Origin of the sequence: Paracoccus albus (assembly GCF_027913035.1) — a bacterium.
Classification (GTDB): Bacteria; Pseudomonadota; Alphaproteobacteria; order Rhodobacterales; family Rhodobacteraceae; genus Paracoccus; species Paracoccus albus.
The window spans coordinates 996,872-1,017,192 of record NZ_CP115775.1; the positions used below are offsets into that span (position 1 = coordinate 996,872).

Annotated in this window: 18 protein-coding genes; 16 read left to right on the plus strand and 2 right to left on the minus strand. The window is 59.2% G+C overall.

Going from position 1 to position 20,321, the window contains the following annotated elements:
* The first annotated feature begins 48 nt into the window (after window positions 1–48).
* From PAF20_RS04955 to fdhD, 10 genes are all read left to right on the plus strand, one after another.
* Window positions 49–825 carry an SDR family NAD(P)-dependent oxidoreductase gene (locus PAF20_RS04955; RefSeq protein ID WP_271072616.1) on the plus strand — a complete coding sequence of 259 codons (777 nt, stop codon included), beginning with the start codon at window positions 49–51 and terminating at the stop codon, window positions 823–825.
* Between the two features lie 107 nt (window positions 826–932).
* Window positions 933–2,081 carry an ABC transporter ATP-binding protein gene (locus PAF20_RS04960; RefSeq protein WP_271072617.1) on the plus strand — a complete coding sequence of 383 codons (1,149 nt, stop codon included), beginning with the start codon at window positions 933–935 and terminating at the stop codon, window positions 2,079–2,081.
* Between the two features lie 2 nt (window positions 2,082–2,083).
* Window positions 2,084–3,181 carry an ABC transporter substrate-binding protein gene (locus tag PAF20_RS04965; protein WP_271072618.1) on the plus strand — a complete coding sequence of 366 codons (1,098 nt, stop codon included), beginning with the start codon at window positions 2,084–2,086 and terminating at the stop codon, window positions 3,179–3,181.
* Between the two features lie 58 nt (window positions 3,182–3,239).
* Window positions 3,240–4,190 (plus strand): ABC transporter permease, encoded by a 951-nt coding sequence (locus PAF20_RS04970; protein WP_271072619.1) that lies wholly within the window; start codon window positions 3,240–3,242, stop codon window positions 4,188–4,190.
* The gene (locus tag PAF20_RS04975; RefSeq protein WP_271072620.1) at window positions 4,187–4,984 is read left to right on the plus strand and encodes an ABC transporter permease; all 798 of its coding nucleotides are present in this window, start codon (window positions 4,187–4,189) and stop codon (window positions 4,982–4,984) included. The genes PAF20_RS04970 and PAF20_RS04975 overlap by 4 nt, the downstream gene beginning before the upstream one ends.
* Before the next feature lie 17 nt (window positions 4,985–5,001).
* On the plus strand, window positions 5,002–6,327 hold the full coding sequence (gene hisD / locus PAF20_RS04980) for a histidinol dehydrogenase (RefSeq protein WP_271072621.1): 1,326 nt from the start codon (window positions 5,002–5,004) through the stop codon (window positions 6,325–6,327).
* 3 nt (window positions 6,328–6,330) lie between these two features.
* Window positions 6,331–7,329, plus strand: a complete 999-nt coding sequence (locus PAF20_RS04985; protein WP_271072622.1) for a zinc-dependent alcohol dehydrogenase — start codon at window positions 6,331–6,333, stop codon at window positions 7,327–7,329.
* 1 nt (window position 7,330) lies between these two features.
* Window positions 7,331–8,617 carry a hypothetical protein gene (locus PAF20_RS04990; RefSeq protein ID WP_271072623.1) on the plus strand — a complete coding sequence of 429 codons (1,287 nt, stop codon included), beginning with the start codon at window positions 7,331–7,333 and terminating at the stop codon, window positions 8,615–8,617.
* Window positions 8,614–9,771, plus strand: coding sequence for an alpha-hydroxy acid oxidase (locus PAF20_RS04995; RefSeq protein ID WP_271072624.1), 1,158 nt, complete (start codon window positions 8,614–8,616; stop codon window positions 9,769–9,771). Before PAF20_RS04990 ends, PAF20_RS04995 begins: the two co-directional genes overlap by 4 nt.
* A gap of 362 nt (window positions 9,772–10,133) precedes the next feature.
* The gene (gene fdhD, locus PAF20_RS05000) at window positions 10,134–10,928 is read left to right on the plus strand and encodes a formate dehydrogenase accessory sulfurtransferase FdhD (protein WP_271072625.1); all 795 of its coding nucleotides are present in this window, start codon (window positions 10,134–10,136) and stop codon (window positions 10,926–10,928) included.
* A 5-nt stretch (window positions 10,929–10,933) separates the two neighbouring features.
* On the opposite strand, the gene PAF20_RS05005 is transcribed toward fdhD, so the two are convergent.
* On the minus strand, window positions 10,934–12,163 hold the full coding sequence (locus PAF20_RS05005) for a multidrug effflux MFS transporter (protein ID WP_271072626.1): 1,230 nt from the start codon (window positions 12,161–12,163) through the stop codon (window positions 10,934–10,936).
* A 133-nt stretch (window positions 12,164–12,296) separates the two neighbouring features.
* Here PAF20_RS05005 and PAF20_RS05010 point away from each other — a divergent pair, with 133 nt between their 5' ends.
* The 4 genes from PAF20_RS05010 (at window position 12,297) to PAF20_RS05025 (ending at window position 16,550) form a co-directional block, all read left to right on the plus strand.
* Window positions 12,297–13,250: a glycosyltransferase family 2 protein gene (locus PAF20_RS05010; protein ID WP_271072627.1), complete on the plus strand. Its 954-nt coding sequence runs from the start codon at window positions 12,297–12,299 to the stop codon at window positions 13,248–13,250.
* Between the two features lie 87 nt (window positions 13,251–13,337).
* Window positions 13,338–15,284, plus strand: a complete 1,947-nt coding sequence (thrS, locus tag PAF20_RS05015) for a threonine--tRNA ligase (RefSeq protein WP_271072628.1) — start codon at window positions 13,338–13,340, stop codon at window positions 15,282–15,284.
* A 199-nt stretch (window positions 15,285–15,483) separates the two neighbouring features.
* Window positions 15,484–15,690 (plus strand): cold-shock protein, encoded by a 207-nt coding sequence (locus tag PAF20_RS05020; protein WP_271072629.1) that lies wholly within the window; start codon window positions 15,484–15,486, stop codon window positions 15,688–15,690.
* A 221-nt stretch (window positions 15,691–15,911) separates the two neighbouring features.
* Window positions 15,912–16,550 (plus strand): DsbA family oxidoreductase, encoded by a 639-nt coding sequence (locus PAF20_RS05025; protein ID WP_271072630.1) that lies wholly within the window; start codon window positions 15,912–15,914, stop codon window positions 16,548–16,550.
* 114 nt (window positions 16,551–16,664) lie between these two features.
* On the opposite strand, the gene mepK is transcribed toward PAF20_RS05025, so the two are convergent.
* On the minus strand, window positions 16,665–17,222 hold the full coding sequence (gene mepK / locus PAF20_RS05030; RefSeq protein WP_271072631.1) for a peptidoglycan L,D-endopeptidase MepK: 558 nt from the start codon (window positions 17,220–17,222) through the stop codon (window positions 16,665–16,667).
* A 285-nt stretch (window positions 17,223–17,507) separates the two neighbouring features.
* On the opposite strand from mepK, the gene PAF20_RS05035 reads away from it, so the two are divergent.
* A complete protein-coding gene (locus tag PAF20_RS05035) occupies window positions 17,508–19,103 on the plus strand; it encodes a L,D-transpeptidase family protein (protein ID WP_271072632.1) in 1,596 nt (531 codons plus the stop codon).
* Between the two features lie 102 nt (window positions 19,104–19,205).
* Window positions 19,206–20,291 (plus strand): UDP-3-O-(3-hydroxymyristoyl)glucosamine N-acyltransferase, encoded by a 1,086-nt coding sequence (locus PAF20_RS05040; protein ID WP_271072633.1) that lies wholly within the window; start codon window positions 19,206–19,208, stop codon window positions 20,289–20,291.
* Window positions 20,292–20,321: the final 30 nt, after the last annotated feature.

The window sequence follows — 20,321 nt, forward strand, 5'->3', positions numbered from 1 at the left end:
TTAATAGTGGCACCAATATGTATAGACATGTCTGCAAATGGGTTGCCCATGACGAATGACGTGGAAAACTGGCTGAAGTCCCAGATGTCTTACACGGGCAAACGTGTACTCGTGACAGGTGCCAGTCGTGGGATCGGTCGGTCGCTGGCTATGGGATTTGCCAAGGCCGGCGCCGATCTCATCTTGACCGCCCGCGACGCCAATGCGTTGGACGACGCCGCTGCCGAAATAGCTGATCTTGGTCGAAACGCCCAGAAAATCGCCTGCGATCAGCGCGATATAGACCAGATCCGCAAGACTTTAGGCGATCTTGGGCCGGTTGATGTTCTGGTTAACAATGCTGGTATAGAAGACGTGCGCCCCTCTGCCGACGTGGATGAGGCGCTGTGGGACAAAATCGTCGATACCAACCTGAAAGGTGCCTTCTTCGTGGCAAGTGTGGTTGCGGCTGGTATGGCAAAGCGCGGATCGGGCGCAATCATCAACATAGCCTCGCTGACCTCGTTCGTGGGGGTGCCCACCGCGACACCCTATACCGCATCAAAGTCCGGCATTCTCGGCGTGACGCGCGCGCTCGCGGCAGAGTGGGCGCCGATGGGTATCCGTGTGAACGCGATTGCACCGGGCTATTTCCGCACCGGGCTGACGGATGTGTTTTATCAGGATGAGGAGTGGGTCAGCGAGATGACGGGCAAGGTCCCGATGGGACGCTTGGGGAAGCTGGAAGATCTGCAAGGTGCTGCGCTTTTTCTGGGGGCGCCGGCATCTGCCTATATGACGGGCCAGTGTCTTGTTGTGGATGGCGGATATCTGGCGTCAATCTAGATGACGGGACGCGGGTTCATGCGCCCGCCATCCGGCTCTATACATCCGCAAAGCGCCGCGTTTAGATGCTGCCGGATCAATGGATATTGGACTTAGTGGACTGACGAATGAACGTGAAACCGGCCAAGCAAACTGACGCGCAGGACCACCCGGCGGTGCAGGTGCGCGACGTCAGCATGGACTTCGGCAATGGCGTTCTGGCCGTTGACCGCGCCAGCTTTGATCTGGAAGAGGGGCGGTTTCTGACGATCCTTGGACCGTCGGGATCGGGTAAGACAACGCTGCTGCGTATGATCGCTGGATTTCAGAAACCGACCAGCGGCGAAATAGCGATTGGCGGCAAGCCGGTGGATGCGATGCCGCCACATCGGCGCTCTGTCGGGATGGTGTTTCAAAAGCTCGCCTTGTTCCCGCATATGACAGCGGCTGAGAATGTGGCCTTCCCGCTCAAGATGCGGCGATTCAACCCATCGACCATCCCGTCACGCGTTGACCAGTTTCTTGATCTGGTGCGCCTTCGCGGCTATCGCGACCGGCGCGTGCACGAACTGTCTGGCGGCCAGCAACAGCGTGTCGCCATTGCGCGCGCACTTGTGTTCGAACCGGAGCTTCTGCTGCTGGACGAACCTTTGGCGGCGCTTGACCGGAAGCTGCGGGAAGAAATGCAGCTGGAATTCCGCCGCATCCAGCATGAGCTTGGCGTGACGACCATCAATGTCACCCATGACCAGAGAGAGGCGCTTGTCGTCTCGGACGATATTATCGTCATGGATGGTGGGCGCATCCAGCAGCAGGCGAAGCCAGCCACGATGTATCGTGATCCTGAGAACACCTTTGTTGCGGGCTTCCTGGGTGTTTCGACACATCTCGACGGCCGCGCGACCTCTGACGGGATCGAAGTGCAGGGGCTGAAACTGTCCGGCGCGGTGGAGGCGGGCATTCAGCCGGGTCGTGATGCGCACGCTGTGATCCGTGCCGAGCAGATCCGGATTGCTGCCTTACCCGAAACGCTCAGCGCCTATGATGTTTGCCTCACGGGACGTGTTGAGGATGTTATTTTTGAAGGCGAGCGGCTGCTCTATATCGTTTCGGTTCCCGAAATGCCCGACACGCTTTTCCGTATCTATCACCACGATCCTGACAATCTTGACCTTTTCGAGATTGGCCAAACCGCCTCAATCGCGTGGAACGCGCGTGACATGAAGATATTCGACCGGACGCAAAATGTCCGCAACCAACCACGACAGGGAGAATGACCATGAAATATCTGATCAATCGCCGCGCGATGTTGCGTGCAGGCGTCGCCAGCAGCGGTGCGATGGCTTTGTCGGCATTTCCCGCCACCCGCCTTTTTGCGCAGGAGCCTGAAAAGCCCGCGCAGATCATCGTTCGGGCATGGGGCGGCGAATGGGTGGAGTCGCTGAAGCGCGGTGTCTCTGACCCTTTCACCGAGGCGACAGGAATTCAGGTTGTCCATGATCTGACCGAGGATAACGAGATTCAGCCGAAGATCTGGGCGGCGGTTGCCCAGAACCGAACGCCGCCCATCCATATCAACTGGGACACGACGACAAACGCCACCAAGTCGGCTTTGCGCGGTGTAACCGAAGACCTGTCGGACCTGTCCAACCTGTCGAATACGACAGATCTGGCCAAACCCGTGGGCCTTGATGGTTTCCCGATCGTGAACACTTATGGTTACGTCTACGTTCTGGCCTACCGCCCCGAGGCCTTTCCCGACGGTCCGCCGACGTCTTGGAAAGACCTGCTGGACCCCATATTCAAGGGAAGGATCGCACTTTATAATGACGGGATCGGCTTTCACTTCCCGGCGCAGGTTGCGGGCGGTGGTTCGCTTGACGGCATCCCGGACGATATGCAGCCCTGCTGGGATTTCATATCGCAGATCAAGGAACAGGACCCGCTGCTTGGTGAAGACCCGGATTTCACCACATGGTTCCAGAATGGAGAGATTGACGCCGCCTGCACGATCTCGACCAACGCCCTTGCCGCGCGCAGCAACGGCATCGATATTGCCTGGACTGTCCCGGAAGAGGGGTGCAAGTTCGACACGGACGGGCTGTGGATACCGAAAGGTCTTCCCGAAAACGAACTCTACTGGGCCAAGCAATATATCAACTTTGCGATCTCGCCCGAGGCCCAGCAGGTCTGGCTTGACGGGTTGGGGCTTCCGGGGGTTGTGCCCGGTCTGACCCCGCCCGAGGGGCTGGCGGGGGATCCGTCCTATCCGACCGAGCCAGAGGATTTCGAAGATCTCATCCGTATCTCGTCGCTTGTTCAGGTCGAAAACGAAAGCGACTGGTTCGCGAAGTTCAAGGAAATCATGCAGGGCTGACCTGGCAGGCCGGGCGGAATTACCGCCCGGCCTGCTGCCTGCATCAGGGGCAATCGGAATGGCTGAAAATCGGGATGAGAAATTCAGATACCCCCTGCGTTGGCGTCTGATGGATGCCGCAGAGGCGGTGCTGGATATCATCTGGCCGCGCCGTTTCTCGGCATGGACTGGCTGGGTGTTGCTTTTGCCCGCAATCTTGCTGGTTGGCATACTCGTTCTGGGACTGGTGGTGATCGCCGACAGTTCATTGCACGTCCTTGATCGCAGCACCTTTCTGCCGTCGGAAGCGTATACGTTTGAAAACTACGCGACGATTGCCGACAGTGCGACCTATTGGCGGATATTCTGGCGCTCCGGCCTTGGTGCGTTGTTGACCGTTGTTTTTACGCTGATCCTTGCCTTCCCCTTCGCCTATATCCTTGTACGCACGCGCAGCGCACTGACACGCAAGCTTTTGCTGGTCGCGCTGTTTCTGCCGTTCTTCATCGGACAGGTTGTCAGGGCCTATGGAATGCTGATCCTGCTGGGCAGCAATGGTATGGCGAATGAGGCACTTGGTCTGATCGGGGTAGAGCCGCTGCGGCTTTTGTTCAACTTTCCGGCGGTCGTGTTCGGGCTGGTGCAATATATGCTGCCCTTTGCCGTGCTGATGCTTGCGCCCGCGCTGACGGGGATCCCGCAAGAGATCGAGACGGCGGCAAGCTCTTTGGGTGCGAACTGGTGGCGCAGCCTGTGGCATGTGGTTCTGCCGATGGCCAAGCCCGGTCTGGTGGGCGCCGGAGTGGTTGTGGGCACCCTTTCGCTGACCGATTTCGCCATGCCCGCGATGCTGGGCGGCGGGTCGCAGGATTTTATTGCCAACGCGATCTATGACCAGTTCTTCAGGACTGCGGATCAGGGGTTGGGTGCCGCACTTGCCATGCTTCTGGTGCTGCTCGGCTCGGTTCTGGTCGCGATCGTTATCGGGCTGTTTGGCGCAGGGACGATGGGGATGGGTGCGCGCAAATGATCAGCCCGACGCAAAGATTTCTGTTCCGTCTGATCGTTCTGTTCTGTCTGTTGATCCTGACATTGCCGACGATCATCGTCGTTGGCGCGTCTTTCACGCAGGGTAATATCATCGCATTCCCGCCCGAAGGCTTTTCGCTGCAATGGTATGAGAAAATCGCTATGGCGAGGGAGTTGCGTCAGGCCTTCTGGCGATCCCTGCTGGTCTCTTTCATCTGCCTGCTGGTATCGGTGCCAATCGGCACTCTGGCGGGTATCGCGCTGACACGCTATCGCCTGCGGTTTTCGAATGCGCTTCAGGTCTATCTGCTGCTGCCCTTTACCATTCCGCTGATCGGGTCCGGCATCGGCATGATGCTGGTGTTTGGGGGTTGGGGTATTCTTGGAAATGTCTGGCCGGTTGGCGTGGCCTGCGCGGTCATTAACCTGCCTTTCATTATCTGGTCTGTTTCATCCTCTGCCGCGTCGCTGGACCCGGACCTGGAGCTTGCGGCGGCCAATTGCGGGGCAGGGCGGGTAGAGACGTTCTTTCATGTCACCTTGCCCGGCGTCATGCCCGGCGTCATCACGGGCGGGCTGCTGATGTTCGTGCTGGCAATGACCGAATTCCTTGTCAGCCTGTTGCTGACAGATGCGCGGACTGTGACGCTGCCCGTGCAGATCTACAACAATATTCGTTCAATCATCACGCCGGACCTCGCCGCCATTTCGTCGGTCTTTGTGCTGCTGGCGCTGATTGCGGTCTGGCTACTGGACCGGTTGGTCGGGCTGGAAATTTTTCTCAAATCTAAATGAACCCGGAAGGATAGGATATGGCGAAGGTCAACCTGCAACGCCTTGCATCGCTGGAACCGGCCGCTCGGAAGGCGCTTGTCCGACGCTCCGAAACCGACCTTTCATACTTTCTGGAACGGGTTCAGCCGATCCTCGATGCCGTAAAGAAAGAAGGGGATGAAGCGCTTGCGCGGCTCGGTCGCGAATTCGACAAGGCCGACGGGCTGACACCAGGTGATCTGAAGGTGACGGATGCCGATTTCGATCGGGCCTTCGATCAGGTCGATCCGAAAGTCGTTGATGCAATCCGCTTTGGCATCGGCAATATCCGGTCCTTCCACGAAGAACAGAAGCCGGAACCGATGTGGCTGAAAGAGGTCAGGCCCGGCGCATTCGCAGGCGACCGCTTCACACCGATCAATTCGGTTGCACTGTATGTCCCGCGCGGCAAGGGGTCATTCCCGTCTGTGACCATGATGACATCCGTGCCGGGCGTCGTGGCTGGCGTCCCGAATCTTGCAATCGTGACGCCGCCCGGACCCGATGGCGCGGTCGATGCCGCGACCTTGGTGGCAGCGCGGCTGGCCGGGGTGGAAACGGTCTATAAGGTCGGCGGTGCGCAGGCAGTCGCGGCTGTCGCTTATGGGACCGACACCGTTCAGAAGGCCCGAAAGATCGTCGGTCCAGGCAGCCCGTGGGTGGTGGCGGCCAAGCGTCTTTTGGCGGGTGTGATTGATCCGGGGCTTCCTGCTGGGCCGTCCGAAAGCATCATTCTTGCCGATGAAACGGTGTCGGGCGCGCTCGCCGCTATGGATTTGCTGATAGAGGCAGAACATGGGCCGGACAGTTCAGCATGGCTTGTCACATCTTCAGAGCGCGTCGCTGAAGAGGCCCTTTCAGCATTGCCGGATCTGTGGTCACGCATGACGCCGCAGCGGGCAGAGTTTTCGCAAAAGGTTCTGTCAGGCCCTTCGGGCGGTGTCGTTGTGGCAAATGACATGGACGATGCCTGTGCTTTTGTGAATGAATACGCGCCGGAGCATCTGGAAATCCTCTCGACCCGGCCGTTTGAATATCTGGGTGAGATTACAGAAGCCGCGGAAATTCTGTTGGGTCCGCATACGCCGGTGTCCATCGCGAACTTTGCGCTTGGCCCCAATGCTGTCCTGCCGACCTCGATGGGGGCGGCGACCTATGGTCCGCTTTCGGTGAATGATTTCATGCGCCGTAGCTCCATCGGATATGTTACGCAAAAAGGCTATCCAGTCTTGGCCGATGCTGCACGCACCCTTGCCGAGTATGAGGGCTTTTCGTCACATGCAATCGCGGTCAGCGATTTGCGCCAGAGCTATCTGAAGGGATAGGACATGCGGGCGGTCAGACTTCATGGCATTCGTGACCTGCGCGTTGAAGATATCGCAGCCCCCTCTGCCCCCGGCATCGGGCAGGTCACAATCGCGGTGGCGTCCGCTGGTATCTGCGGCTCAGACCTCCACAATTTTTCGACGGGCGCGTGGATCACCCGCGCACCGTCAGTCGCTGGCCACGAATTTTGCGGCACGGTCACCGCCATTGGTGCAGGTGTCAGCAGCGTCACGCCCGGCCAGAAAGTGGTTCTGGACAGCCGAGTGATCTGCGGCGAATGCCCTGAATGCCGCGCCGGTCTCGGACAGGTTTGCCGGCACTTGGGTTTTCTGGGCGAGGTTATGGATGGCGGTTTCGCGGAATTGGTCACGGTGCCTGCGCGGAACGTGCTGCCCGCGCCAGAAGGCGTCGCTGATCGGCACCTGGCGATGGCCGAACCTTTGGCGGTGGCACTTCACGCGTTGCGCCGCCTTGCACTGCCAAAAGATGCGACCCTGCTGATTGCTGGCTGCGGTCCGATAGGCGGCCTTATCGCCTTGCTGGCATCGCGCGACGGTCATGTTGTGCTGGTGGCGGACAGGAACGAAGGGCGCGCACGGTTGGTGGCTGATACGACCGGAGCACAGATCGTCCGGCTTGCCGACCATGCCGCTTTGGCGCAGCGATTTGCGGTCGATACGACTGGCAGTGACGCAGTCATCTCGTCCCTTCTGTCTTCCCTGTCGGGCGCGGGCAGGTTGGCGCTTGTGGGAATAGGGAAGCCAAAGCCGGTAATAGACCCCGTCTATTTGGTCGAGCGAGAGATTTCCTTGCTTGGCTGCCATGCCTTCACGGATGAGGATTTGCGTGATGCCACATCCCTGCTGGCTGATCTGTCAGATGCGCTCGACGATTTTATAGGTGAGGAAATCACGTTGCATGATGTGCCGTCGGCCTATGAGCGCTTGATTGTCGGCACGGCTGAGGGTCTGAAAACAATCATTTGCTGCGGGGAGGCCTAGATTGGCATCCCCCTCACGCACCGCCCAAATACGCGCAACCGCGCAGCACGATCCTGCATCGGCAGAGTCAATGCTGGAAAAACTGATCGCCGAGCTGTTCGATATCCCGGTTTCGGACCTGCGGATCAATCGCGATCAATATTCGCTCAACTCGCTTAACGGCTTCTTCGATTCCGGTGACGACAGGTTCTTCTTCAAGTTCCATCAGGAAGAGGGAGAGGAGGCGATGCGGGGTGAATATTATCGCGCCGATATCCTTTCACGCGCGGGACTGCCCGTCGATCAGCCGGTGCATATGTCAACGCTTCCCGGTGAACAGGTACTGGTTTACAGGCGCCGGCAAGAGCCGCGATTTTCCGATGTGCTTTTCGATCTGGATCAACTGCCTGATCCGGCGGCGATGCATCGGGCAGCTGCGGCGGAGGCCGAACTTAATGACCGGCTGCTCTACAGTGCCATTGTCAGCCTGCGCCCAATTTCGCCGCAGGGTTCGCGTGCAGAGCCGATCCACCGCCTGTTCCACGAACGTCTGATCGACCCGGAAACGGGGCAGTATCCCGGCGGTCGGCTTGCGCGCTTCTATGTTGGCAAAACTTTCGAGTTTCCCGGTGGCGTGACGCTCGATTGGCCGGCGTTTCGTGACGCACGGCCGGTGCTGAACGGGCTGGAGTATACACGCAGCTTTGGCGAAATGATCGACCTGGCACATGCCCGCTATGCGCCCGATCAGCTGGCGGATGCGGGTGGGATTGTGGCACATGGCGATGCCCATAACGCGAATGTCTGGTATGAGGCGGGGCGGGAGGCTGACCGGTTGGCATTCTTCGATCCTGCCTTCGCGGGTGACAAGGTTCCCTCGCTTCTGGCAGAGGTTAAATCTACCTTCCACAATATCTTTGCCCATCCCTTCTGGCTTTATAACCCCGAGCTGGCGGCCGAACGGTATAGTGCACATGCCGCTTTTTCAGGGGGCAGGCTGGCGATCGAAACCGATTGGTCGCCCGGTCCTGTCCGCAAGCGGCTGCTTGAGGTGAAGGCGCGGCACTATTGGAAAGGCTGGCTGGCAGAGCTTCGACGCCGCGACATGCTGCCCGAGGATTGGGAAGACGTCATCCGGATTGGCCTTTTCCTCTCGCCCACCCTGGTGATGAATCTTCGCGCCAATAGCGCTCGGCACAACCCAACCTCTTCGGCCATTGCGATGTTCGTCGCGCTGTCCGCCGGCTCGCGCCCCCTGTCTGGCCGAGATATTTTTACCGATTTTTTCGATGAGGTCGCCCCGCGATGAGCAGGCTGGAACGGCGATATGTCAATGTCGAGGATTTCGCCCGCGCCGCGCGTCGCAGGTTACCGCGCATTTTCGCGGACTATATTGATGGCGGTGCATTTTCCGAAACGACCATGCACCGCAATAGTGCAGATTTCGAACGCATCGCTCTGCGACAAAGGGTCCTGAGGCCGCTCGGAACGCCCGATCTCTCGGTCGCTGTTGGGGAAAGTCGTTATGCGCTTCCATGCGGGCCGGGGCCGGTCGGATTTCAGGGGCTTTACCGGCGCGATGGCGATATAGCGATTGCGCAAGGTGCGGCGGCGGCTGGCGTGCCATTTGTGCTTTCGACTTTTTCCATCAACGGTCTTGAGGCGATCGCAAATGCTGCGGGCAAAGTGCCGGATTTTCAGCTTTATCTGGACCGGGACCCCGACATAAATGCTGCGCGGCTGGAGCTTTGCCGAGCGGTTGGCGTCAGGCGCATATTCCTGACGGTGGACACCGCGATTACCTCGATCCGAGAGCGCGACGTCAGAAACGGGTTCCGAAGCGTCGACCGGCTGACTCCGGGGTTGATCTGGCAATTTGCGCGTAAGCCAGGGTGGTCGCTGAACATTCTGCGGCGCGGTATGCCGCAGGTGGATATCGTCCGCGATGATGCGCAGTTTGGCAAAGGTGCCCTTGCCCAGGCGACGCAGCTTTCGTCGCGCTTGGAAAAAAACCTGACCTGGAATTTGGTTAGCGATCTTCGGCAGCAGTGGGCGGGCGAGTTAATCGTCAAAGGCATCAGCGACCCTGAAGATGCCAGACGCGCGATAGAATGCGGCGCGGAGGGTGTCGTGCTTTCCAATCATGGGGGGCGGCAGCTCGACCATGGTACATCGACCGTTTCGCGCATAGCCGAAATCAGGGATGCCCTCGGTTCAGGGCCCATTCTTTATGTTGACAGTGGCTTCAGGCGCGGATCCGACATCGTGAAGGCACTCGCCTTAGGTGCAGATTTTGTTCTGCTGGGTCGGCCCTTTGCGTGGGCCGTCGCTGCTGAGGGGCAATCGGGTGTGGACAGGTTGTTCCAGCTACTGCGCCAGGAGGTGCAGATAACGCTTCAACTCATGGGGCTGTCTACCGTCGAAGAACTGCAAACTGGCGGGCGAAAGAACCTGATTATATAGTGCGCTAAGCAGGTTGCGCGGCGCTTTGGCTTGTTGGACGTGGTGATCGACAGTTGGCAATGGCCAGTCACAGGAAGTTTCAAGATACACACCCTTCTCACAGTCCGATTGCGCAGACATGGAGACAGCCTTTCGGCCAGTCGATCATCACCATGCTAATCTTCTCTATACCTCTTCTGGCTCAGGCAGAGACTATCTTTGATGGCAGCACAACTCTTTGGGCGATCTGAATTGCGGCAGATATGTCGGAAAATGAGTCTGAAGAGGAAGCTTTTCACGGCGCATCAACAAGTTGAGCGGGTGGCTTGACCTCGCTTGGCGGAAAGGTTTCATTCAAAACATGCCAACCCGGAGATCATGAGTTGAGTTCCAGCACTGCCGCCGCGCGGCGCCTTGCAACAGGGGAGGCGATAGGGGTCTCGCTCGCCGAAGAGGCAGCGATAGCCGTCAGCTATGACGGCACGACGCATGCAGTGCTGATGGGCACGCCCGATGACCTGGAAGATTTTGCCTATGGCTTCTCTCTGACTGAAGGTATTGCCGATCCAAATGAAATCGAAGCGGTCACGCCAGAGAAGACGGCGCTTGGCATTGATCTGCGAATCTGGCTGAAGCCCGATGCCGGGCAGCGCTTTATCGCACGGCGGCGCAGGACAGTCGGGCCAGTCGGCTGTGGGCTGTGCGGTGTGGAAACCCTTGAGGCGGCAATGCGAGTTCTGGAGCCGGTCACGGGCGATTGTGTCATAACGGCGAGCGACCTGGACACGGCCATTGTGGCGATGAGTGACGGTCAAGCGCTGCGCGATGCCACAGGTGCAACGCATGGTGCAGGCTTTTATGTTCCCGGCGAAGGGCTGGTTGCGCTGCGCGAGGATGTCGGACGGCATAATGCTTTGGACAAGCTGGCGGGTTCGTTGATCCGTGGCGGTCAGACCGCGCTTTTCGCGCATGGCGCTGCGATCATGACCAGCCGGATATCTGTCGATCTGGTGCAGAAAACTGCGGCGATGGGGGTCCCGGTTCTGATCGCTCTGTCCGCGCCTACGACTGCGGCGGTCGCGGCGGCGCGATCTGCCGGGATCGGATTGGTGACGCGGGCGCGAACTGCCGCCAATGCCGAAATTCTGTGCCGGCCTGACAGGTTTGGACTGGACTGACAGGCCTAATCGCGCAGCTTCGCCATCAGAAGCCATGCGGTGCCAGAGCAGGCAAGCGCGGCCAGCATGATCGGTGTAGGTGTCCCGTCAAAGGCCAGCCCGACCGGAATTGCGACAAGTACGGCACCAAGCGCGGAAAGTGCCGCGACAATGCTGGCCGTCATGCCCGCCAGATGCGGCATGTTCTGCATCGCCAGTGCGTTGAGATTGCCGAAGGTCACACCGGCCATGAAGAAGATGCTGACCGCCCAGATGAAGAAGCCATAGAACGCGGCATCGCCGTGCAACGCCCCGCTTGCGACCAGCAACAGCCCCAGAGACGCAGCCACCACCTGCATCGCATAGGCTGCCCGCGCGATGCGGCGCATGCCGTAGCGCATGACGTAACGCGCATTGGCGATGGTTCCCAACCCCGACAGCAGCGCCATAAGGGCGAACCATTTGGTGAAGCTGTCCGCGCGGCCATAGGTGTCGCCGAAAAGTTGCTCAGAGCTGGCAAGCAGCGAAAACATCTGCGCAAAACCCATTGTCAGAACAAGCGTACAAAGCATGACCTGACGATTGCCGAGGATCTCGCGCGCCGACAACATCAGCCGTTTGCGGCTTAGCGGAACACGGCGGTCGGGGGGCAGTGTCTCTGGCTGGCGCAGCCAGACCCAGGCGATGCCGATCAGGCCGAACAGGATGAAGGCAACGAACACGGCGCGCCACGTCCCTGCGGCATCCATGATCAATTCCCCCAGGGCCGGCGCCAGCGCGGGGATCATGATGAAAATCATCATGACAAAGCTGGTGATGCGGGCCATCTCTCGCCCGGCATAAAGGTCACGGATCAGGGCGGTACCAGCAATGCGCGGCCCGGATGCGCCCATGCCCTGAAAGAAGCGCAGAACCAGCAGCAGCGTCAGGCTGTTGGCGAAGATCGCACCGGCGGCCGCCAGAATATACAGGGTGGAACCCAGCATAATGGCGGGCTTGCGGCCTATCGCATCGGAAATGGGCCCCACGCAGGCGGTCCCGACACCCATACCGGCCATGAAGGACATCAGCACAAGCTGCGCACGGTTATGGTTGTCGGGGCTGAGCTCTTCCGCGATGTCGGAAAGCGCCGGCAGCATCGCGTCGATCGAAAACGCCACGGTGGCAAACAAGACTGCAAGCATGGCGACGAATTCAGGCAGCGGCATTCTGCGCGCAACGACGGATTTTGGGGCCGTCGGTTTCGGGGACGACATCATCAGCATCCTTTTTTGGATGATTTTGCATAGACCTTTGCCGGCTCATCGGCAAGCGCTGTCTGACTGGCAATATTGTGCGTCGCAGGCTATCCGTTCAGTCTTTGTGCCTCACCTCGCTGGAAAGGATCACATGACGCGCCATGTCTTGCTAAGCTCTGTGAAGGATGAAGGGCCATTCGTTCTGGAGTTTGTGGCCCATCACCGCGTTCTCGGCTTCGATGCGATCCATGTCGCCAGCAATGATTGCAGCGACGGCACGGATCTGCTGCTGGATGCGCTTGCCGGGAATGGCGCGATAAAACACCTGCGCAATGAACTGACACCGGGGGAGCGTCCGCAGCGCCGCGCCTATGAAAAAATGCGCGAGGCATTCGGGACTGATGATGCTGATTGGGTGATGGCGCTTGATGTGGATGAATTCCTTTTCGTCGATACGGGGACAGGCCGCGTCGGCGACCTGACGGCGCTTGCAGGCGCGAAGGTCGATGTGATCGCCCTCTCGGCGCTGAGCTTTGGCACATCGGACAGCGAAAGCTGGCAACCGGGCCTCGTTACCGAACAGTTCGTGCGTCGCCTGCCTTCGGACAGCGCGGCCAATGCGCCGGTCAAAAGCCTCAGCCGGGGAAGGGGGCGCTGGCGCGGCATTCAGAACCATCACCCGGTCGGCTATCGGGGTCAGGGCGACATTACCGTCATGCGCGGCGATGGTGCGGTCATGACGATCGCCAATGACGACAAGATATGGACCCATCTGCGCAACTTCCCCCCTGGGCTGATTGCGCATGACGGGGCGTGGTACAATCACTATCCGGTCAAATCCATCGACTCCTTCCTGCTGCGCGGCTTGCGCGGCAATGGGGCAGAGCCGGTGGGCGACACCACCAAGCAGCGGTGGGATGAGGCCTATTGGTCGAAATTCGCCGCCGCCCGGATCGAAGACCGCCGGATCATCGAACGTTACGGCAAAGAGCTGCGCGCCGAAATGAACCGACTGCTTTCACTGCCGGGTGTGGCCGAGGCAAATGCAGATGCCGAAGCCCTTTATGCCGAACGGATCGCGGCTCTGGACAGTCTGGACGGTTGACAGAGCTGTGTTTCCGTCGCATTTGAACAGGCTGACATAACCCGCAACCGGGCGTTCCGTGGGCGCCAAACCGACGAGGAGACGGCTATGAGCCAGATTTCCCTTACATTTCCCGATGGCAATTCGCGCGATTATCCCGCCGGGATCACCGCCGCCGAGGTCGCGCAATCCATTGCGCCCAGCCTTGCCAAGAAGGCCATCTCCGCCAGCCTCGACGGGCGGCATATCGACCTTGCATGGCCGATCAATGACAGCGGCAGCATCGCCATCAACACGATGAAGGACGACGCCCCGGCACTTGAACTGATCCGCCACGATTTCGCCCATGTCATGGCCCGTGCCGTGCAGGAAATTTGGCCCGATGTGAAGGTCACCATCGGCCCGGTTCGCGACTATGGCTGGTTCTACGATTTCGACCGTGAGGAACCCTTTACGCCCGAAGACCTCGGCCAGATCGAGGCGAAGATGAAGCAGATCATCAATGCGCGTGAGCCGGTGCGCACCGAGGTTTGGGACCGCGACCGCGCCGTCGCCTATTACAAAGAGCGGGGCGAGCCCTTCAAGGTCGAACTGATCGAGCGTATCCCCGGCGACGAAGACCTGCGCATGTATTGGCATGGTGACTGGCAGGATCTGTGTCGCGGACCGCATCTTCAGACGACGGGGCAACTGCCTGCGGATGCTTTTAAACTGACCCACGTCGCCGGCGCCTATTGGCTGGGTGACAGCAGCCGTCCCATGCTTCAGCGCATCTATGGCGTGGCCTTCCGCAACAAGGACGAACTGAAGGCCCATCTGCATATGCTGGAAGAGGCTGCCAAGCGCGACCACCGCAAGCTGGGCCGTGAGATGGACCTGTTTCACATGCAGGAAGAGGCGCCGGGTCAGGTATTCTGGCACCCGAATGGCTGGAACATCTATGTCGCGCTGCAAGATTACATGCGTCGCCGCCAGCGTGAAGGCGGCTATGTCGAGGTGAACACGCCGCAGGTCGTCAGCCGTAAACTGTGGGAAGAATCCGGTCACTGGGAAAATTATCAGGACCACATGTTCATCGTCGAGGTGGATGAAGAACATGCCAAGACCAAGACGGTCAATGCCCTGAAGCCGATGAACTGTCCGTGTCATGTGCAGATATTCAATGTCGGGCTGAAGTCCTATCGCGACCTGCCTCTGCGAATGGCCGAGTTTGGATCGTGCAACCGGTATGAGCCATCGGGCGCGCTGCACGGGATCATGCGGGTACGCGGCTTTACGCAGGACGACGCGCATATCTTCTGCACCGAAGATCAGATCGAAAGCGAAACGATCCGCTATATCGAATTCCTGACGCGCGTTTACCGTGATCTGGGATTTGAGGATTTCCGCGTCAAATTCGCCACGCGCCCGGAAACGCGCGCCGGGTCCGATGAAATCTGGGACAAGGCGGAATCGGCACTTCTGGCCGCGACGCGGGCATCGGGGATCGAGCCCGAGATCAATCCGGGCGAGGGCGCTTTTTACGGGCCAAAGCTGGAATTCGTGCTGACCGACGCGATTGGTCGCGATTGGCAATGCGGCACGCATCAGGTCGATTTCGTTCTGCCCGAACGGCTGGATGCCAGCTATATCGGCGAAGACGGGGCCAAGCATCGCCCCGTCATGTTGCACCGTGCGACGCTGGGATCGTTTGAGCGCTTCATCGGTATCCTGATCGAGAACTTCGCCGGCAAACTGCCCTTATGGCTTGCGCCGCGACAGGTGGTTGTTGCCTCTATCGTGTCGGATGCGGATGACTATGTGCACGACGTCGTCTCAGCCCTAAGCGCTGCCGGAATCCGCGCCGAGGCTGATACACGGAATGAGAAAATTAACTATAAAGTCAGGGAACATTCCGTCGCGAAAGTGCCGGTGATTCTGGCCATTGGCATGAAAGAGGTCGAAGAGCGTACCGTATCCATGCGCAGGCTAGACCAGCAGGGAAGCCGCAGTATCTCACTGGAAGAGGCGATTTCGCAGCTTAGGAATGAGGCAAATCCGCCCGATTTGGGCTGAAATACGCCGATGTCATCAAAGATTAATGCTGTCGAAACAGTTCGGCGGCGTTTCTGGGTTGCGTTTTTGCAGCTTTACTTCAAGGGTTGGGCTGTGAGCATGACTTTCTACCGCCTCCCTTCACGGGGCAGCCGGAATATCGAAAGGGCTGCACGGCCCGTCGCAAATCCGCGCCGGGAAACTTGAAGGAGAGAACGGAATGGCCACTGGCACCGTTAAATGGTTCAACACCACTAAAGGCTACGGCTTCATTGCACCCGATGATGGCGGTAAGGATATTTTTGTACATATTTCTGCCGTCGAGCGCGCCGGGTTGACCGGTCTGCAGGACAACCAGAAGATCAGCTTTGAACTTCAGTCCGGCCGCGACGGTCGCGAATCTGCTTCGGATCTGAAGCTGCTCTGATATCTTGTTGCGGGGGTGGCGAGGTCTCGCCTTCCCGCAGCTATTCGCTTGGTTTGAGCATCTGGATGGCCTTGGCCCGTGCGGTCAGTTGGCCACCACGCGGCGTCGCCACGCACTCAGTGCTGCGTGACCATTGTGCCACCCTGTTTCCCACATTATCTCAACGCTACGTGTTGGGTCCCAAGACCCGCCATGGGTTATGCCGAAAACAGGATGCCCAAATGACGACGCTGGATATATTTGCCGACCCGACATGCCCGTGGTGCCTCATCGGCAAAGCAGAGCTGGATCAGGCGCTAGAATCGCGACCAGAGCATCCGTTTTCGGTGACTTGGCACCCGTTTCGCCTGAACCCCGACCTGCCCGAATCCGGAATGAATCACGTCGACTATATGAAGGCCCGTTTCAAGGATGAGGCCGGAATCATCGCCGCCAACGAACCGGTTTTACGCGCCGCAGAGCGGTTGGGTCTGTGGATCAATATGGCCGCGATCAAGCGCGTTCCGTCGACGCTGAATGCCTTTCGCCTGATGCATTGGGCTGGGATCGAGGGGGCGCAAAGCCGTGTCATGTCCGGCCTGATGCGTGCCCATTGGCGCGAGGGTAAAGATATTTCCGCCCAACAGACCCTTGCCGAGATTGCAGCGGGCGCGGGCATGGATTCGCAAATGGTGCTGCGTCTTTTGGGAACCGATGCTGATATTGACGAGGTTCTGACCCGCGAAGCACATGCCAGAGAACGTGGTATCCGGGCTGTTCCGACCTTTATCATCGGGGATGCAAACGTGGTTTCCGGCGCGCAGCCTGCCGATCTTTGGCGGCAGGTGATTGATGAGCTTGCCACAGGCGGCACTGACTGACAGTCATAAAACAACAAGCAGTCCGCCAGCCGATCCTTCCGCGGGACCGGATAAGGTCGCTCCAAATGCAAAGGCCCGCCAAAGGCGGGCCGTTAGCTTCGGGCGCGTTGAGGTTTAAGAACCCCAGGTCCGGATCGGTCCGCAGTCCATATGCACAAAATTCGAGCGCGAGTATTTGCCAACGCCGCCGGCACGGCAGGCCGCTGCGGCCTTGTACATCTGGTTAACCGAACGCGACTTAAGGCGCAGATCAGCTGCCTTGCCGGTCATGTGAAGCGAGTTTCTCGCGACACCAGAGGAACGCGCGCGGAGCATCGCGTTGGTGCGCGGCGAACGATAACCGGAAAGCATCATGTAAGGTTCGTTCGTCTGCAGCAGACGATGCGCGGCGGTTGCGATGTCGAGATTGCGCGGGTCGATCCCGATCGCCTCGCCAGTCCGCCAGTCGCGCATGAAATAATTGATCTCATTCAGCGCGTCGCGGATGTATTTCCCGTCGATCCAGTAAACGGTGTCGATGCTTTCGCCGGTTCGCGGCGAATACATGCTGATGCGCCTGTAATCGCCAGAGCGGCGCAAAATTCCAAATGCATTGGCTGCAACCGGGGCAGCCGCAACGGTGGTGGCGGCGAAAATACCCATGATGCCGCGGCGGGTGATGTCGATTGTCATTTCAGATCGCCTGTCCTGCTTTTCTTTACTCACCACGCGGAGTGGCCCGTTCCTTGTCTAATCCGGAACTGGTAAAGAATATGTCACTACTTCGCTGCATGCCGAAAGCGTTTCGTTCCCATATGGGCGAAACATTGCCCGATTCGGCAAAAATCCGCCGATCTGTGCTCTTGAAGGCACGATTGCTCAAGGATTTCAGGATATGCGCCCCCCTCACGCGGCTTTGCTGGACGTTAACCAAGGTGAATGGCAAAATAGTTAAAAAGCCCGAGCAGAGGTCAAAACGTGAACGAGTATGCGAATCGGCTGTGGCGTGCAGCCGCTATCGGTGTTGCACTGGCGGCACTACCGTCCCTGGCGGCGGCGTTCCCTGCGCCGAAGCTGGACTTTACCGAATTTGAGATGCAGTTGGCAGAGACAGTTGCCCCTGATCCCGGATTGGCGGCCTTTTACGGTGCCCATGCCTTGCAGCCGGTTTTCCTGGGCCAAGATGCGACGCCCCGCCGGGCCGCGTTGCTGGACGCAGTTGCAACCGCGCCGCAACATGGTCTGCCGCCGCAGCGCTATGAGACCTCTGGCCTCGAACGTGATGCCACTTCGCAGGATGTCGCGACAGAGCTTCGCTATGCGCGCGTGTTATCGCTTTGGGCCAATGATGTGTCCAACGGATTGGTGAATCCGTCGCGCACGGATTCGATGAACAAGCGCGAGGTCGTGCCTGTTGATATGGTCGCGCTGCTGGAAGAGATGACGACCGGCGATCCGGTCCGGGCGCTTGCCGCGCTTCCACCCGGTGATCCCGCATATTTGCGGATGAAAGAGATGCTGGCGAAGCGGGCTTCTCTGGTTGCGCCCGCTGGCACGCCAGAGGTCGCCTCTGGTGTCTATAAGCTTGGCGTTTCAGGACCGGAGGTGGCCAATCTTCGGCAACGGCTGGCCAGCGTCGGATTCCAGACCGCGGCAGCGCCCGTCGATCCGCAGGCATTCGACGAGGGGCTTGCCGCTGCCGTAACAGCCTATCAGCAAGCGGCGGGGATTCCGGATGACGGAATTGCCGGGCCGAAAACGCTGGCACAGTTGAACGGCGCGGATGCCGGCCCACAAACCCGCCGCCTGATGATCGCTATGGAACGGCTGCGTTGGCTGAACGGGCATGACCTGAACACGCGCATGATCTGGGTTAATATTCCCAGCTATATGGCCGAAATCCGGGAAGGCGGGCAGACCACATTTGAAACCCGGGTCGTCGTCGGTAAATCGGATCCGGACTGGGAGACCCCGGAGTTCAGCGAAACGATGGAATTCGTTGTCCCGAATCCACGTTGGAATGTGCCCCGCTCTATCGCCGCGCAGTCCTATCTTTCGAAATTGCGTGCAAACCGCTATGCGGTGGCGCATCTGGATGTCGTTGACAGCAAGGGCCGCGTGATCCCGCGCGAGAATATCGACTTCAATAAGTATTCGGACAGCAACTTCCCGTATTTCCTGCGTCAGAAGCCGTCCCCGGATAACGCGCTTGGTCAGGTCAAGTTCATGTTCCCGAATCCATGGAACATCTATCTGCACGATACGCCGTCGAAGGGGCTGTTCGCCAATGCCAACCGCGCATATTCGCATGGCTGCGTGCGCGTTGGCCGGCCATTCGATCTGGCCTACCAGTTGCTGCGCGGAAACAGCAGCGATCCACAAGGCATGTTCCATAATGTGCTGAGCAAGGGCGACGAACGCTGGATCAAGCTGGAAGAACCTCTGCCGATCCATCTGGTCTATTTCACCACGATCCCGGGTCCGGATGGCCAATTGCGCAACTACCCTGATGTCTATGGACGCGATGCGCGGGTTTGGGACGCGATGCAAAAGGCGGCAGAGGCTTCCAGCTAGGGGCAATTGGCTGTCACCGCGCCGCAGCGGTGGTTGCGAAACCGGAGAGGGGCTGGCAATGGGGCGCGCGGATGTCTAGATCATCCGCAAAAGGAGGCCCCTATGCAGGTCACGATCAAGGATCTCGCCGCTGCACTGAGCGCCCGTGCCTGGGGCGACCTGTCGATGCAGGTGTCGGGCGCTGCTGAACCGGGGCAATCTGAGCCGGATCAGATCGCGCTTGCCATGTCGCCGAAATATGCCGAGGCTTTGCGTCCGGGCGGGGCAGCCATTCTGGCAGAGGGTATGGACCCCGAGACATACGGCCTGAAGGCCGCGATCTTTGCGCCACGGCCGCGGCTTGTCATGGCCGGATTGACGCGCAGCTTCGATCCTGGCCCTGACATCGCGCGTGGTATCCATCCCTCAGCGGTCGTCGATCCCTCGGCAAAGGTTGCCGGGGATGCTGCAATCGGGCCATTTGTTGTGATTGGCGAGGGCGTGGAGATTGGCCCTGGTGCCCGGATAGCCAGCCATGTCTCTGTCGCGCGCGGCACGAAAATCGGCGCAGACGCCCTTATCCTCAACGGCGTACGTATTCAGCATGGCGTCACCATAGGCGAGCGTGTCATCGTGCAGCCAGGTGCCGTCATCGGTGCCGACGGCTTTTCATTCGTTACTCCCGAGGAATCTGGTGTCGAGCAAATGCGCAAAAACCTCGGAAAACGCGACGATTTCACACCTCAGAAGTGGGTCCGCATTCACTCACTTGGTGGGGTGACGATTGGCGATGATGTTGAAATCGGCGCTGCTGCGGCGATTGACCGGGGAACCATCCGCGACACAAAGATCGGCAGTGGCACGAAACTGGATAACCTCGTCCATATTGGCCACAATGCCGTGGTGGGCGAGGATTGCCTGATCTGCGGGCAGGTCGGCATCGCCGGATCGTCGGTGATCGGCAATCGGGTGGTTCTGGCGGGGCAATGCGGTGTTTCCGATAATATAAATGTGGGCGATGACGTGATTGCCGGGGGTGCCACGAAAATCTTCAGCCGCGTGCCAGCCGGACGGATCGTTCTGGGCAGTCCTGCCGTCGAAATGACCACCCGGATGGAGATGGATCGCGCTGCGCGACGCCTGCCGCGTCTTTCTGCCACTGTCGCCAAGCTTCAGAAAACTGTAACAGAATTGTTGGACAAGGCCTGAGTGCACAGTACAACTGCCATCGGAGGATCA

Coding starts and splice junctions, on each gene's coding strand:
- thrS (WP_271072628.1), top strand. CDS start 13,338: ATGAGCCAGATTTCCCTTACATTTCCCGATGGCAATTCGCGCGATTAT.
- PAF20_RS05020 (WP_271072629.1), top strand. CDS start 15,484: ATGGCCACTGGCACCGTTAAATGGTTCAACACCACTAAAGGCTACGGC.
- PAF20_RS04985 (WP_271072622.1), top strand. CDS start 6,331: ATGCGGGCGGTCAGACTTCATGGCATTCGTGACCTGCGCGTTGAAGAT.
- PAF20_RS04955 (WP_271072616.1), top strand. CDS start 49: ATGACGAATGACGTGGAAAACTGGCTGAAGTCCCAGATGTCTTACACG.
- PAF20_RS05040 (WP_271072633.1), top strand. CDS start 19,206: ATGCAGGTCACGATCAAGGATCTCGCCGCTGCACTGAGCGCCCGTGCC.
- PAF20_RS04965 (WP_271072618.1), top strand. CDS start 2,084: ATGAAATATCTGATCAATCGCCGCGCGATGTTGCGTGCAGGCGTCGCC.
- PAF20_RS05025 (WP_271072630.1), top strand. CDS start 15,912: ATGACGACGCTGGATATATTTGCCGACCCGACATGCCCGTGGTGCCTC.
- PAF20_RS05010 (WP_271072627.1), top strand. CDS start 12,297: ATGACGCGCCATGTCTTGCTAAGCTCTGTGAAGGATGAAGGGCCATTC.
- PAF20_RS04995 (WP_271072624.1), top strand. CDS start 8,614: ATGAGCAGGCTGGAACGGCGATATGTCAATGTCGAGGATTTCGCCCGC.
- PAF20_RS05005 (WP_271072626.1), bottom strand. CDS start 12,163: ATGTCGTCCCCGAAACCGACGGCCCCAAAATCCGTCGTTGCGCGCAGA.
- PAF20_RS04975 (WP_271072620.1), top strand. CDS start 4,187: ATGATCAGCCCGACGCAAAGATTTCTGTTCCGTCTGATCGTTCTGTTC.
- mepK (WP_271072631.1), bottom strand. CDS start 17,222: ATGACAATCGACATCACCCGCCGCGGCATCATGGGTATTTTCGCCGCC.
- hisD (WP_271072621.1), top strand. CDS start 5,002: ATGGCGAAGGTCAACCTGCAACGCCTTGCATCGCTGGAACCGGCCGCT.
- PAF20_RS04960 (WP_271072617.1), top strand. CDS start 933: ATGAACGTGAAACCGGCCAAGCAAACTGACGCGCAGGACCACCCGGCG.
- PAF20_RS04970 (WP_271072619.1), top strand. CDS start 3,240: ATGGCTGAAAATCGGGATGAGAAATTCAGATACCCCCTGCGTTGGCGT.